This window comes from Proteus sp. G2609 (genome assembly GCF_963896135.1).
GTDB lineage: Bacteria > Pseudomonadota > Gammaproteobacteria > Enterobacterales > Enterobacteriaceae > Proteus > Proteus mirabilis.
The window spans coordinates 89006-103297 of the sequence record NZ_CAWQNB010000025.1; the positions used below are offsets into that span (position 1 = coordinate 89006).

A 14292-nucleotide genomic window follows, 5' to 3' on the forward strand; every position below is an offset into this window, starting at 1 on the left:
CCACACTTCAAAGTAATTTGGGTTGGTGTCGGTCGGCGATAAACGGTTCAGCCAACAATAACTACGGAGGGGCATTTTCATTGTCGATTGCTACGATCCCCTCAGCGTAGCAAATGTAGGTTATTTTTTATACCTACCGATAGCGGCAATTAAGCCGTGTTTTTAATCTTAATTTAGGTTTTACTTTTTAACGCGAGCCTGTATTATCAATTGGACTTCTTCGCGTTCATTTTGTGTTAGACCTTCAGTTCTCTCTTTGGCAATGAGGGCGTTTAAACGTTCATCCATTGCGGTTAAAAAGAGATGATCTAACGTATCTGTAAATGTTTTTTCAGCTATCTCATCTATATCTATATCGTTCCACATCGCCAGTTTTTCAAGTTGTTTACCGAATTTATTCTCTCGATAGAGTTCGATAATCTGACCTGTATTCAAGCCTGGCTGTGCTTGGCAAAGAGAAACTAATTCAATAAAAAGCGATAAACCCGCTATTTTTTCTGTATTTAGCCCCTCAAGCGGTGGCACTAATTGGCAAAACTCGGGATTTTGTATCAACAAGGCAATTAAAATACGCATTGGTGTAGTACGTAGTTTTGTCGGTTGATACGATGTTTCGTGATGTAGCGAGTTTCTACCAAATAAACGATCCATCTGCTCAATATCGGGATTTCCCGTTAAATTTCCAAGCTCTCTTAATAAATATAGACGTAAAGTCTCACTTGGGATCTGATCAATTAATGGGCGCGCTAAACTATAGAGTTTGCCATTGCCTTCTTGGGTGCTCAAATCCACTTGTGGAACCAGCGAATCAAATAAAAACTCAGATAAAGAGTGTGCTTGTTCCATTCGTTTTTCAAATGCCTCTTTCCCTTCGCGGCGAACCAGTGAATCAGGATCATCGCCTTCAGGTAAAAACATAAAACGTAAAGAACGGCCATCGTTTAAAAAAGGCAGTGCAGTTTCTAATGCTCGCCATGCGGCATCTCGTCCTGCTCTATCACCATCATAGCAGCAAATAACGTTATCCGTAGTTCTAAACAGCAACTGGATATGTTCTGCGGTTGTTGATGTACCCAACGAGGCGACAGCATAATCAATACCAAACTGCGCTAATGCCACAACATCCATATAACCTTCAACCACTAATAACTTAGCTGGGTTAGGGTGAGTCTGTTGTGCTTCATAAAGCCCGTAAAGTTGGCGGCCTTTATGGAAAATCTCTGTTTCTGGGGAGTTTAAGTATTTGGGTAAATCATCACCTAATACACGTCCACCAAATGCAATAACACGACCTCGTCTGTCTCTAATCGGAAACATAACGCGCTGACGAAAACGGTCATAAGTGCGACCTTTATCGTTTGTTATTACCATTCCTGCTTCAAGTAACAGGGCTTGATTATCGGGATTTTGCCCAAAACGTTTTAGGATATTGTCCCAACCCGTAGGTACAAAGCCGATAGAAAAGCGGGTAATAACCTCTTCACTTAGCCCGCGATGCGCAAGATAATTTCTTGCTTCCTGAGCGTCAGGGGTATTGAGGGTGCTTTTGTAATACTGATTCAATTTCTCCATCACTTGATAGAGATTTTGTCTTATATGTCGCTCAATCGGGCTACTGCCAGTTCCTGATTCATAAGGAACTTCTAACCCATGCATTGCTGCTAACTCTTCAATGGTTTCGACAAAATCAAGTCTGTCGTAGTTCATCAAAAAATCAATAGCATTGCCATGCGCACCGCAACCAAAACAGTGATAAAACTGTTTGTCGCTATTTACTGTAAAAGAGGGCGTTTTTTCATTATGAAACGGACAACACGCTGAATGATTTTTGCCTTGTTTTTTAAGCGGCACACGAGCGTCGATAAGATCGATGATATCGGTTCGTGCTAATAAATCATTGATAAATGAACGTGGAATTCGTCCAGCCATAAGCCCTTTTACGCCTGTTGTTGAACGAGAATAAGCCGCGCTCTCATAAGAAAGCACGGCCTTTTAACTGCGACTACAGTGTCTGCATAAATTGCGGTATCAGCCGCAAAATATTAGTACAGACGAGTACGACGTGCGTTTTCGCGAGCTAATTTTTTAGCGTGACGTTTTACTGCTGATGCTTTAGCGCGTTTACGCTCAGTCGTTGGTTTTTCATAAAATTCACGACGACGAACTTCTGCTAATACGCCTGCTTTTTCGCAAGAGCGTTTGAAACGACGAAGAGCAACGTCAAATGGCTCGTTTTCACGTACTTTGATTACCGGCATGTGCCTCTCACCTCAATAGAAATCGGTTTGTGCTGGCATGATTTTAGCCAGCCGACATTTAAAATGGTGCGGAATTTTACTTCAAAGCAGGGCACTTTGTAAAGAGATGCACAAAATTGAAACGCAAACTCTCACTTTTGTGTCTTAATTTATTCAAAACACAACGTGATAGTTGCTAACCACACATTTAAATCATGTAAAATAGGTGGATAATTATAGACCAGAAAAAGAAATTTGTCACATACTGGTATGTAAAAGTTGTGGCGAAGGCGTATTAAATTAGCGAAATAATGCTACAATCGATCCATTACGCCATTGCGCGAGGAAGAATTTGGAAGCGTCATGCGAGTTTTAGGTATTGAAACATCTTGCGATGAAACCGGTATCGCAATTTACGATGATAAAGCCGGTCTGTTAGCGAATCAACTCTATAGCCAAATAAAACTGCACGCCGACTATGGTGGTGTTGTTCCCGAGCTTGCTTCACGAGATCATATCCGCAAAACAGTGCCACTGATCCAAGCCGCCCTTAAAGAAGCAAATTTAACTGCAAAAGATATTGATGCGGTCGCTTATACTGCAGGACCAGGGCTGGTAGGAGCATTGCTGGTGGGGGCGACCATTGGTCGTTCTCTGGCGTTTGCATGGGATGTGCCTGCTATTCCAGTTCACCATATGGAAGGGCATTTATTAGCGCCGATGCTTGAAGAGAAAACGCCAGATTTTCCTTTCGTGGCGTTACTTGTCTCGGGAGGGCATACACAATTAATTAGTGTAACAGGGATTGGGGAATATACCCTGTTAGGTGAGTCTATTGATGATGCTGCTGGTGAAGCATTTGATAAAACAGCCAAGCTATTGGGGCTTGATTATCCCGGCGGCCCTGTTTTATCAAAAATGGCACAACAAGGTGTAGAAGGACGTTTTGTTTTTCCTCGCCCTATGACAGACAGACCCGGACTCGACTTTAGTTTCTCTGGTTTAAAAACCTTTGCCGCTAATACTATTCGTCAAAACGATGATTCAGAGCAAACTCGAGCAGATATTGCGCGTGCTTTTGAAGATGCCGTAGTAGATACTCTGGCAATAAAATGTCGTCGAGCATTAGAGCAAACAGGCTTTAAACGCTTAGTGATGGCGGGGGGGGTAAGTGCTAACCGTACTTTACGCGCCAAAATGGCAATGATAATGGAACAACTCGGAGGGGAAGTGTTTTATGCTCGCCCTGAGTTATGTACCGATAATGGTGCCATGATTGCTTTGGCGGGGATGATCCGTTTTAAAGGTGGTACCGAAGGGCCTTTAGGGGTGACAGTGAGACCGCGTTGGCCTTTAGCTGAATTACCTGCTTTAGCGGATAAATAATTAGCCATTGGCGGTGTTGGTAATGATAAGTGCTTGGCTTAAGTACTAAGCACTTATGTTTGGTTACAATTAAAGTGAATTATGCCAATGCCGTCCAACCAAGAACGCTAACTCTAATGACTGTGTCCGGTTAAGACGAGGATCACATAAAGTTTGATAACCATGACTTAGGTCAGTGTATCGAATTTGTTGTAATCCTCCAGTACATTCAGTGACTTCTTGTCCGGTCATTTCTAAATGTATCCCCCCAGCCTGTATGCCCATCTCATGTAAAATATGAATAAAAGCACGAGTTTCTTCGGCAATATCATTGAAATGTCGGGTTTTCATACTGTCATTTGCTGATTGTGTATTGCCATGCATTGGATCTATTTGCCAAATAACCGCTCGTTGATGTTCTTTTACCGTTCTTACTAATTCCGGAAGATATGCATGAATAGCATCTTTACCCACGCGAATGATTAAGATAATTTTTCCAACTTCATTGCTCGGGTTAAGAATATCTATTAGCTTAATCAGTTTTTCTCCAGACATTCTGGTGCTGCATTTTATACCGATAGGGTTTTCAATACCTCGTAGGTACTCGATATGGGCATGATCAATATCGGTTGTTCGTTCTCCTACCCAAACCATATGTGCTGAACAGTTATACCATTTGTTGTCAATGGAATCTTGACGAGTCATCGATTCCTCATAATGCAGTAACAAAGCTTCATGACTAACATAATAAGAAGAGGTATCGGGCTGTTTATTAATAATATGATGTTGTGAATGATAGAGTTGTTCTAGCAAATGGAAATAATGCTCAGGCTCTGTAGAGCCAGGATGAGCGTTAATATCCAAGGCCCATTGTTGCTTGGTATATTGTGTATAATTCATCGCACGTAACAGATTTAAGGTCGCTGCTGAGTGATGATAGGCAGTTATCATTCTAATCGGATCTGGCTCTCTACTTTTAACTGAAAAATCAAGACCATTAATAATTTCTCCTCGATAGCTGGGTAAAGTTAAGCCATTTTGTGTTTCAAATGCTTGGCTACGAGGTTTAGCGTATTGTCCAGCCATACGGCCTAATTTAATCACCGGCAATCCCGTTGATTGTTCAATTAATGCGGACATTTGCGATAAAGTGAATGTTAAATCACGGATAATAGTGGCTTGGCAATCATCAAAAGATTCTGCACAGTCTCCTCCTTGCAGAAGAAAAGCTTCACCATTTGCAACAAGTTTTAATAAATTTTTAAATGCTCTGATTTCGGAAGCTAAAATTAGCGGGGGATAATGCTTAAGCTTTTCTTTGCAATAATTTAAGGCATGTATATCTGGGTATTCAGGGAGTTGCTTGGCGGGTAAAGATTTCCATAATGATGGGTGCCAAGAGATGGAAAATATATTCTGTAATGATAGGGTGTTTTCTATTGGTAAATATTGATGATTTTGTTCTGTTAAAACATCAATATTATAGGTGCTAAACATAGAAAGTGCTCCTGCGATTATAGTAAGAATAGAAAAAGCGAGGTGATCCTCGCTTTTTGTTATCCTTGGGGTTGAGATGTTTCTAAATAGGTTTTAATGACGCCATTTTGCCTTGCAACATAGTCTTCTCTAACGGGGGTATAGACATCAATAACCTCAGAAGGCTCTAAAGCAATTGCGTGATGAACGGCCCATGAGGGAATAATAAAAGAGTCGCCAGCATGTAAATAAACAATGCGGTTATTTACCGTCAGTTTCAAAGAGCCTTTTAGTATGGATGTGGCAGTTTCATGTTCATGTTTATGTTCAGGAATAATGGCATTAGTTTTAAATGTCCAAAATGCCATTGTAAAATTAGAGCCATGAATAAATTTAGCTTGAATTTTACTTTCTTCACCTTCGTTTCTATTTAGATCCATATCATAAGAGATCATTTCACTAGATAAATATAAGCTCATAGTTTTTTCCTTTTTATTAACCAAGTGACTAGATAATTAACGTTTTGACTGTTGTGATGTAATTAATTACTTAATTTAATTTTGAATGAATAGAAAATCCCATAGGGACAGGGCCAAAATCATATAAAATATTTAAATGATATTTTTTAGCCGCACTAAGTGTGGTAATACAGCCATCTACTCGCCCTAAACCACATTGAAGTGCTGCTTCACTATTTGAATTAAAAAGAACTCTTTCAATATTATCGAGTTCTGTTATTTTTCTAAATAGATCTTGTGGTGCGGGATGAGAACCTAATTTTTTTATCTCCTTAATATTATTAAATCGGCTAGCAAATAACATGTTATGGGTATCCATAACAAAACAATCTGTTAATTTGATAAAAGAGAGATTATTAAAAACAATATTGTGTAAAAAAGGATAAACAATACAACCTAATAGAATACTATTTTGGCTTACCTCCATTTCTTTTACTGCGGTTTCTAATGTAGGGTGAAGAATAATATTTCCTTGTTGATTATTTTTATTTAGCCAATAATAAGCGGCTTTCTCACAGTTTGTTCCTGCAGGACCCAATGTATGAATATTTATCATGGTCAGTCACCTTTATTTATTATATACGTCCCGTTATATTGATAAGTTCTGGTAAACGTTGCCCATGTTTGATTTTTTCTAGCATGTTATTTTCAATGCTATCTATCTTAATCGCTTCTTCTAGAACATTATCGACGAGTGAAAAAGGGATAATCACGGTGCCATTAGGGTCGGATATCACTAAATCACCACTACAGATTGTGGCATGCTCAATGGTGCATTGAGTGCCAGTCTCACTGACAAAATAAGCGCCTTGTGTATCTGTAGGAGTAAGATTGGTGGCAATGACTGGAATGGTTAGATTGGTGAGATCTTTCTTGTCTCGTACCGCACCCCCTAAAATAACTCCTTCAAAGCCTAATTTTTCAAAATAAGTACAACTCATGCCTCCTGCAAGTGCTGCTTCGGTTATTAGTTCATGTCCTCCGGCTATATAGAATAATCCTTTTGCATCTGTTATTTCAGGGACTAAAAAAGAACTAACTTGTTCCCACGTAGAAGGTTGTTTATCTAAAATAGATTTTTGTTTTCTAATTAATTTCCATTGCACAGTATAAGCTTGTCCAACAGAATAAAAGTTTTCTAGGTTAATACTTTTTAATTGACTATTTAATACAATGGTTTTTCCTAAACTATCGAGAATATCGACTAATGTAGGAGTACTAAGTTGCATTCTTTTTATTAATGCAATTTTATTGGCAGATATTTTTTGTAGCATGGTGAACTCCAATGTTTCACAGAGTTAAATGATTATTTTTTTATGGTTATTAATTAATAGATGTAAGTTGGTTTTTTTTCAAGCTATTTATTTCGTTAAATTTGATTTTTTATATAAGTTTATCTTATTTAAGATTTTTATTTTTAATGTTTTTTTGTAATAAATAAAACCAATGTTGATATATTTAATCTAAATATAGAAGGGTATTATTAATAATGTTATTTATTATTTTTATTTTTCGAATATAAAAAGGGTGTTTTTTTTATGTGTGATTGTTTTTAATTTATTTATATTTTATAATAGAATTTAATTATTAAATAAAAAAGGTCACTTAGTTAATAAATGACCTTTTTTTAATAAGGATAAGCGTTAATCTTCTTTTTCTTGCTCTTTGGCTTCTTGGATTATCTCTTTATCTGTTTTCTCTGTCTTTTTTTTCAGCTTATGCCAAATGCGACTCTCTTGTCCTCGCCATAAACGTTGAATATTGTCATGATGACGGTAAAGTACTAAGCATGATAATAGTGCAACGGGATAAGTGAATTCGGGTTTAAACCACCAGACATAAAATGGGGCAAGCAATGCACTGATAATAGCACCCAGTGAGGAATAGCCACTGAGTAAAACAGTTAGTAGCCAGGTTCCCGCAATCAGTCCGCTAAGATCCCAACCAATAGCAGCGATAGAGCCAAATGCAGTAGCAACCCCTTTTCCGCCTTTAAAGTGGAAAAAAACAGGGTAAATATGGCCTAGACAAGCCGCTATTGCGACAATACCGAGATAAAAGGGAGGCACATTTAGGTAATAGGCGAGCCAAACGGGGATCATCCCTTTTAGGACGTCACAGATAAGCACAGATGCCGCTGCAAGTTTACCACCAATACGTAGCACATTGGTGGCGCCAGGATTACCAGAGCCAAATTTTCTTGGATCAGGGAGTCTTGCCAGTCGGCAAATCAAAATCGCGCTGGAGATTGAGCCGCACAAATAGGCGAAGATGATCATTCCAAGTGCGTTAGCACTCATTTGTATTCTCCAATGTTGATGAACGTTCGTTAGACATGTATGGATAATACGCATATTTCATCGGAAGTGGTATCCGATGAGCAGAAAAAATAAGAGATGACGTGATGGATATCGTATTTATTGAACAATTATCAGTAATAACCACAATCGGTGTTTATGATTGGGAAAAAACCATTAAGCAAAAGTTAGTGTTCGATATCGAAATGGAGTGGGATAATAAACGCGCATCCCAAACCGATGATGTTGCTCACTGTTTAGATTATGCCAGTGTCAGTCACGCCATAATAGAGTATGTGGAAAAGCGACGTTTTGAATTAGTCGAGCGTGTTGCTGAAGAAGTGGCACAGCTACTGATAACTCAGTTTTCTGTACCACGAGTCAAAATAAAATTAGCTAAACCAGGGGCGATAGCACAAGCCGCCAACGTCGGGGTGATTATTGAGCGTTACGCTTAATATTTGCCTCAATAGTTAAAGTCGCGATTTCCATTCTATTATCGCGACTTCTCTTTGTTTAGTTAATGCTTCTCGTATGGCACTGCCTTTTAAACCACGACTGACAATTGATTTAACATCAACTTGATTGGCAATCTTAAAGGCTTGGCGAAAAAATATTCCTTGGGGATAAGGCAAATTTTCTGCTCCTTGGCGTCCCCTTGCATCGGCCTCGCTAATTATAGCGAGTTGATCGATGCGTTCTGGTTTGCGCCAAGCATCAATCGCATCGAAAAGTCGAATTATTTTTGAGGGGCGCATTTTTTCTATGCGGTGGAGATGATCGTGATATTTGGCTGCCAGTTTGGCGAGATCACGTATCTGGTTAGGAATACGATAACGTTGGCACAGAGCCTCAACTAAAGGAACACCCGCAGGGCCATGTCCATGATGGTGAGGCCAATTTTCTACCGGGGTAACACCTTTACCGAGATCATGACAAAGCGCGCTAAAACGTACCGCGATATCGTCAGTCAACCAGCTGGCCATGGCTAATACCATCATGGTATGGATACCCGTATCAATCTCAGGATGCCACTTTTTAGGGGCAGGAACGCCAAAGAGTGCATTAATTTCAGGGAAAAGTATTTTTAGAGCGCCACATTGATGTAAGATCTCAAAATAGACTTGTGGGGCTTGGCTGTGAAGTGCTTTTTCCGTTTCTTTCCACACTCGTTCAGCCGTGAGGGCATTTAATTCACCACTGTTTGTCATCTCTTGCATCAATGACATCGTCTCCGGCGCTATTGTAAAACCTAAGGGGGCAAAACGAGCCGCAAAACGAGCGACACGTAGTACCCTTAATGGATCTTCACTAAATGCATCAGAAACATGGCGCAGTAATTTGGCATGAATATCATCAATGCCATGATAGGGATCGATATATTCACCTTTAGCAGAGTAAGCAATGGCGTTAATGGTTAAATCACGCCGTTGCAAATCATCTTCTAAGGTCACATCAGGGGCTGCATAGCAGGTAAATCCCGTGTAACCTGAGCCTGATTTTCGTTCGGTACGCGCTAAAGCGTACTCCTCGTGAGTATCAGGGTGAAGAAAAACCGGAAAATCTTTACCCACTTGTTGGTAGCCTTGTTGTAATAGTGTCTCTGGCGTTGCGCCAACCACTACCCAATCTCTGTCTTTTACCGGTAAATTTAATAGTTGGTCGCGCACAGCACCACCAACAAGGTAGATTTTCACGGGATCTTGATCCTTAATTGCCTGTGATTAATTCATCCAACGGTCATTACGCTTACGGCGACGAGGAATAATATGTGGCAATATTAAACCCAAAATAAGACCAGCACCGGCAACACCACCACCATACATAAACCACTGTAGGATGATATCACGCTGCCTATCATCTAATTGTTGATTAGCAAAATCGAGTTTTTTCTCAGCAACCGCTAATTTTGTTCTCATCTGCTCATTTTCTTTTTTCAAACCATTGATAATTTCATCGCTGTTTGACACTTTATTTTGCATGTCAATTGTGCGCTGGTTCCAGCTTTGGTCGATATTCGCTAATTTATCGCGTAGGGTTTGGATCTCTTTTTCCATAGCCGGAATGCGAGTGCGCATACTCGGTTGTGTACTTAATTGATTTTCTGGTAACCAAACTGTCCGATCTTTATCGTCTTTGATTTGCACATAACCTGTAGCGGCATTACGAGAAAGTACCGTAACTGTTGCCCCTGAACTTAATGAGCCAACAATACGGTATTGATTACCAGGGCCACTGTGAACATAGGTGGATAATTCATCGGAAACATAACGAGTTTCTGCGTGTGAGCTCAGAGAAACGCCTAAGCCAAGTAAGGAAAGAAAAAGTAAAGGTAATTTTCGCATTATGTTTTCAACTTTTTTATCTATACAAGAGAATATTTTTACTGATACTAAAGAGTAAAGTTTGCGTAAGCAAATAGTAAACCAGAATGAGAACAGTCTTAACTGATAGAATATAAGGGTAATCTGCCTTTTATTCATTATTGTGAATAGACTACCATTTGCGAAATAACAATGCGTTAAATATTTTACTAATCGATTGATTTACTTAAGGGAAATAGAATGAGCCAATTAGAAACCGAACTCAAACTTAGTGCGATACCTGCCGCTATTCCTCAGATTATTCAGCGCATTCTGACTTTGCCATACCAGCATACACCATCGCATAAATTGACTAATCTTTACTTTGAAACCTCAGATAATCAGATGCGTAATTGGGACATGGGGCTACGTATCCGTGGCATTGACTCTCATTATGAAATGACAATTAAAACAGCGGGTAAAGTGGTTGCGGGGTTACATCAACGCCCAGAATATAATGTGACATTAAATGAGCCAACCCTCGATTTAACCCGTTTCCCCGCAGAAATTTGGCCGGATAATACCGATTTAACGGCATTACAAGCACAATTAAAGGTTCTTTTTCATACCGATTTTCATCGTGAAATTTGGCTGGTGGATTATTTAGAGAGTCAAATTGAAGTGGTGCTAGATAAAGGCACTATTCGTACAGCGCAATATGAATTACCTATTGAAGAGTTTGAACTGGAGCTAAAAAAAGGTCAAGTGGCGGATGTGATTGCTTTGGCGACTTTTTTAGGTGAACAAGGGGGATTACGACTTGCTTCACGCAGTAAAGCTGCCCGTGGTTATTATCTTGCTAAAGATAAGCCCGCATTATCGTTAAGTGTGGTCAATCTTGCACCTAATGACACAATAGCGGAACAGCTGACTAAGTGGTTAGCGGCTATTCAAGCGTTAGAAGAAGCTATTTTTGCTAATCCGACGCCACCAACACTCACTATGCCCGCTATGTTAGCACTGTTTTCTGATTGGTGTAAAAAGCAGCCTCAGTTACCTGAATCAATGCAGCAAGCACTCGATAATCTTTCGTTGTTATCCTTTACCCGCGCAACGGATTATTATCATGTGTTATGGCTGAATTTTAAATTATCTGCAATGGCGTGGTTGCTGGCTATCGCTTAATTTTCTGACAATTGAGAGTTTATTATGTCTGCTAACAGTGTGTTTCAACAATTATGGGATAAAGCACAATGCACGTTTTCTACAAAGCTCAACGAGCTTGCCCCTTTTAGTGAGCGAGAGCAGCAATTTTTTGCCTTTAGCCCCTTTGCAACCGAGCATTTACGTGTCAATCCTCACTGGTTAACGGAAATCAGACAAACACCACCTGTTAGTGATGAGTGGCAAAATTACTCATCTCAATTAAAGCAACAACTCACTCATGTTGATAATGAAGATGACTTGATGGCCATTTTACGACAGTTCCGTCATCAACAATTAGTGCGTATTGCCTGGTCACAATTTTTCCAACTCTGTGATACACCCTGTACGCTCAAACAATTGAGTGTACTCGCGGAAACCTTGATTAGTGTCGCCAAAGATACGCTATATCAGCAATGTTGCCAACAATGGGGAACGCCTTGTGATAGTGAGGGAAAACCTCAGCCATTACTTATTTTGGGAATGGGCAAGTTAGGTGGATTTGAACTGAATTTCTCTTCTGATATCGATCTTATTTTTGCTTATCCTGAAAATGGTGTGACTCAAGGTGGGCGACGTGAATTAGATAATGCTCAGTTTTTTACCCGATTAGGGCAAAAACTGATTAAAGTGTTAGATCAACATACAATAGATGGTTTTGTTTATCGTGTAGATATGCGTTTACGTCCTTTTGGCGAAAGTGGCCCTTTAGTGATGAGCTTTGCCGCGCTTGAAGATTATTATCAAGAGCAAGGGCGTGATTGGGAGCGCTATGCAATGGTAAAAGCGCGTGTTTTGGGGGCAGAAAAAAGAGAGTATTGCCAAATCTTACGCCAAATGTTGCGCCCTTTCGTTTATCGTCGCTATATCGATTTTAGTGTGATCCAATCTCTTCGTAATATGAAATCGATGATAAGTCGTGAAGTACGTCGTCGAGGGATGATTGATAATATAAAGCTTGGGGCGGGGGGGATACGTGAAATTGAATTTATTACTCAGGTTTTTCAATTAATTCGAGGCGGTAGAGAGCCTGAGCTACAAAGTCATTCACTATTAACAGTGCTTAATGTCATTGCTAAATTGGAATTACTCTCTGCACAAGAAACATCACAGTTAGCAGATAGCTATCTTTTCTTACGTCGATTAGAAAATCTTCTTCAATCTATTGCGGATCAACAAACACAAACGTTACCTGACAATCTTGAAGATAAGGCACGACTGGCGTTTGCGATGGGATTTGACGATTGGCAAATGCTCTATCAACAAATTAACCAAAAAATGCAGGCTGTTTCCGTTATTTTTACGCAACTGATTGGCGAAGATGATGAAAATGAAGATGAAGAAGATGTCAGCGAATTTAAGCGATTATGGTTATTAGGGCGTTTACCTGATAGCGCAACGCTTTTTCATCAAGGGCTAACGGCAGAAGATAGGCAAGCTATTTGTCAAACACTGCAACTGTTTCGCCAAGATATCAGTAAACGTACTATAGGGCCTAGAGGGCGTGACGTGCTTGATGCGCTAATGCCTAAGTTATTGGCTAAAGTGTGTCTTCAACCACAAGCGTTGGTGATCTTACAGCGTATCACCCCGTTGTTATTGGGCATTGTAAGTCGAACCACTTATCTAGAGTTAATGCAAGAGTCTGATGAGGTATTAACCCACGTAGTGCGCTTATGTGCTGCATCACCGATGATTGCTGAACAATTAACACGACATCCATTATTATTGGATGAATTACTCGATCCTCATTCCCTCTATCAACCATTACCATTAAATGCCTATCAGGACGAATTACGTCAATATTTATTGCGTGTGCCAGAAGAAGATGAAGAGCAACGTTTAGAAGCATTACGCCAATTTAAACAAGCCCAGCTATTGCGTATTGCCGCAGAGGATATTGCAGGGGTATTACCGGTGATGAAAGTCAGCGATCACCTAACCTATTTAGCGGAAGCCATTATCCATGCCGTTGTTCACCAAGCATGGTCCTATATGGTGAAACGCTATGGGGAGCCTGCGCATTTAGCGCAACGAGACGGTTTAGGTTTTGCGGTCGTTGGGTATGGCAAATTAGGGGGCTGGGAATTAGGGTATAGTTCTGATTTAGATTTGGTTTTTTTATTAGATTGCCCAATGAATATTCTGACAACGGGGGCAAAACAGATTGATGCTCGCCAATTCTATTTACGTTTAGCGCAGCGTATTATTCATCTATTTAGCACCAGAACCTCTTCCGGCGTGTTATATGAAGTAGATGCACGCTTACGTCCTTCTGGTGAATCAGGTATGTTGGTAAGCACTATTCAAGCTTTTGATGAGTATCAGAAAAATGAAGCTTGGACTTGGGAGCATCAAGCATTAATTCGTGCAAGAATGATTTATGGCGATGACCAATTACAGCAGATGTTTGCACGTACTCGCCATGAAACATTATGTTTAGCACGTAACGCAACTGTACTGCAGCAGGAAGTGCGTGAGATGCGCCAAAAAATGGTACAGCATTTGGCACCCACTCAAAGCAATACATTTGATTTAAAAGCCTCATCAGGGGGGATCACTGATATTGAGTTTATCGCACAATATTTGGTATTGCGCTTTTCACATCAATATCCGGCTTTGACCCGTTGGTCTGATAATGTGCGAATTTTGGAATTAATGGCAAAATACCAAGTGATGAGTGAACAAGAGGCTCAGTTATTAACTCAAGCTTATGTCACCTTACGTAATGAGCTTCATCATCTTGCATTACAAACATTACCTGCGGTTGTTGATGAACATTGTTTTATAACAGAACGGCAATGGGTATTGAGTAGTAAACAAAAATGGTTAGATGAATAAACGCTCTTTTTTGTTCACACTATTCTGATGAGTTTCGCTTTTTGCGTAACAA

13 protein-coding genes are annotated in these 14292 nt (G+C 39.9%); 4 read left to right on the forward strand and 9 right to left on the reverse strand.

All coding sequences use genetic code 11. The features are described 5' to 3' along the window. Window positions 1-180: 180 nt before the first annotated feature. Together dnaG and rpsU are read right to left on the reverse strand one after the other, a co-directional pair. Window positions 181-1929: a DNA primase gene (gene dnaG / locus AACV01_RS06975; protein ID WP_004249459.1), complete on the reverse strand. Its 1749-nt coding sequence runs from the start codon at window positions 1927-1929 to the stop codon at window positions 181-183. A 113-nt stretch (window positions 1930-2042) separates the two neighbouring features. Continuing rightward, a complete protein-coding gene (gene rpsU / locus AACV01_RS06980; protein ID WP_001144069.1) occupies window positions 2043-2258 on the reverse strand; it encodes a 30S ribosomal protein S21 in 216 nt (71 codons plus the stop codon). Window positions 2259-2600: 342 nt separating this feature from the next. On the opposite strand from rpsU, the gene tsaD reads away from it, so the two are divergent. Then, window positions 2601-3623, forward strand: a complete 1023-nt coding sequence (gene tsaD / locus AACV01_RS06985; protein WP_004245584.1) for a tRNA (adenosine(37)-N6)-threonylcarbamoyltransferase complex transferase subunit TsaD — start codon at window positions 2601-2603, stop codon at window positions 3621-3623. 69 nt (window positions 3624-3692) lie between these two features. On the opposite strand, the gene AACV01_RS06990 is transcribed toward tsaD, so the two are convergent. The 5 genes from AACV01_RS06990 to plsY form a co-directional block, all read right to left on the reverse strand. Next, on the reverse strand, window positions 3693-5099 hold the full coding sequence (locus AACV01_RS06990) for a 3-deoxy-7-phosphoheptulonate synthase class II (protein ID WP_161682623.1): 1407 nt from the start codon (window positions 5097-5099) through the stop codon (window positions 3693-3695). Window positions 5100-5158: 59 nt separating this feature from the next. Then, complete coding sequence (locus AACV01_RS06995) at window positions 5159-5557, reverse strand: cupin domain-containing protein (RefSeq protein ID WP_004245582.1); 399 nt, start codon at window positions 5555-5557, stop codon at window positions 5159-5161. A 70-nt stretch (window positions 5558-5627) separates the two neighbouring features. After that, the gene (locus AACV01_RS07000; RefSeq protein ID WP_004245580.1) at window positions 5628-6152 is read right to left on the reverse strand and encodes a prephenate dehydratase domain-containing protein; all 525 of its coding nucleotides are present in this window, start codon (window positions 6150-6152) and stop codon (window positions 5628-5630) included. A gap of 19 nt (window positions 6153-6171) precedes the next feature. After that, complete coding sequence (locus AACV01_RS07005; RefSeq protein WP_046335391.1) at window positions 6172-6870, reverse strand: RraA family protein; 699 nt, start codon at window positions 6868-6870, stop codon at window positions 6172-6174. A gap of 369 nt (window positions 6871-7239) precedes the next feature. Continuing rightward, window positions 7240-7896 (reverse strand): glycerol-3-phosphate 1-O-acyltransferase PlsY, encoded by a 657-nt coding sequence (plsY, locus tag AACV01_RS07010; protein WP_004245577.1) that lies wholly within the window; start codon window positions 7894-7896, stop codon window positions 7240-7242. Window positions 7897-8000: 104 nt separating this feature from the next. Here plsY and folB point away from each other — a divergent pair, with 104 nt between their 5' ends. Continuing rightward, window positions 8001-8351, forward strand: coding sequence for a bifunctional dihydroneopterin aldolase/7,8-dihydroneopterin epimerase (gene folB / locus AACV01_RS07015; protein ID WP_004245575.1), 351 nt, complete (start codon window positions 8001-8003; stop codon window positions 8349-8351). Window positions 8352-8366: 15 nt separating this feature from the next. On the opposite strand, the gene AACV01_RS07020 is transcribed toward folB, so the two are convergent. Next, window positions 8367-9590 (reverse strand): multifunctional CCA addition/repair protein, encoded by a 1224-nt coding sequence (locus tag AACV01_RS07020; RefSeq protein ID WP_060554866.1) that lies wholly within the window; start codon window positions 9588-9590, stop codon window positions 8367-8369. 27 nt (window positions 9591-9617) lie between these two features. Further along, window positions 9618-10238 carry a TIGR04211 family SH3 domain-containing protein gene (locus tag AACV01_RS07025; protein WP_012368329.1) on the reverse strand — a complete coding sequence of 207 codons (621 nt, stop codon included), beginning with the start codon at window positions 10236-10238 and terminating at the stop codon, window positions 9618-9620. Between the two features lie 219 nt (window positions 10239-10457). On the opposite strand from AACV01_RS07025, the gene AACV01_RS07030 reads away from it, so the two are divergent. Together AACV01_RS07030 and glnE are read left to right on the forward strand one after the other, a co-directional pair. Beyond that, a complete protein-coding gene (locus tag AACV01_RS07030) occupies window positions 10458-11381 on the forward strand; it encodes a CYTH domain-containing protein (protein ID WP_046335388.1) in 924 nt (307 codons plus the stop codon). A gap of 24 nt (window positions 11382-11405) precedes the next feature. Further along, window positions 11406-14240 carry a bifunctional [glutamate--ammonia ligase]-adenylyl-L-tyrosine phosphorylase/[glutamate--ammonia-ligase] adenylyltransferase gene (glnE, locus tag AACV01_RS07035; protein WP_161682625.1) on the forward strand — a complete coding sequence of 945 codons (2835 nt, stop codon included), beginning with the start codon at window positions 11406-11408 and terminating at the stop codon, window positions 14238-14240. The last annotated feature ends 52 nt before the right edge of the window (window positions 14241-14292 follow it).

What these genes read in the sequence shown, in the direction of transcription:
- AACV01_RS07030 (WP_046335388.1), top strand. Translation starts at nt 10,458, where the DNA reads ATGAGCCAATTAGAAACCGAACTCAAACTTAGTGCGATACCTGCCGCT.
- rpsU (WP_001144069.1), bottom strand. Translation starts at nt 2,258, where the DNA reads ATGCCGGTAATCAAAGTACGTGAAAACGAGCCATTTGACGTTGCTCTT.
- dnaG (WP_004249459.1), bottom strand. Translation starts at nt 1,929, where the DNA reads ATGGCTGGACGAATTCCACGTTCATTTATCAATGATTTATTAGCACGA.
- AACV01_RS06995 (WP_004245582.1), bottom strand. Translation starts at nt 5,557, where the DNA reads ATGAGCTTATATTTATCTAGTGAAATGATCTCTTATGATATGGATCTA.
- AACV01_RS07005 (WP_046335391.1), bottom strand. Translation starts at nt 6,870, where the DNA reads ATGCTACAAAAAATATCTGCCAATAAAATTGCATTAATAAAAAGAATG.
- AACV01_RS07000 (WP_004245580.1), bottom strand. Translation starts at nt 6,152, where the DNA reads ATGATAAATATTCATACATTGGGTCCTGCAGGAACAAACTGTGAGAAA.
- AACV01_RS06990 (WP_161682623.1), bottom strand. Translation starts at nt 5,099, where the DNA reads ATGTTTAGCACCTATAATATTGATGTTTTAACAGAACAAAATCATCAA.
- glnE (WP_161682625.1), top strand. Translation starts at nt 11,406, where the DNA reads ATGTCTGCTAACAGTGTGTTTCAACAATTATGGGATAAAGCACAATGC.
- folB (WP_004245575.1), top strand. Translation starts at nt 8,001, where the DNA reads ATGGATATCGTATTTATTGAACAATTATCAGTAATAACCACAATCGGT.
- plsY (WP_004245577.1), bottom strand. Translation starts at nt 7,896, where the DNA reads ATGAGTGCTAACGCACTTGGAATGATCATCTTCGCCTATTTGTGCGGC.
- tsaD (WP_004245584.1), top strand. Translation starts at nt 2,601, where the DNA reads ATGCGAGTTTTAGGTATTGAAACATCTTGCGATGAAACCGGTATCGCA.
- AACV01_RS07025 (WP_012368329.1), bottom strand. Translation starts at nt 10,238, where the DNA reads ATGCGAAAATTACCTTTACTTTTTCTTTCCTTACTTGGCTTAGGCGTT.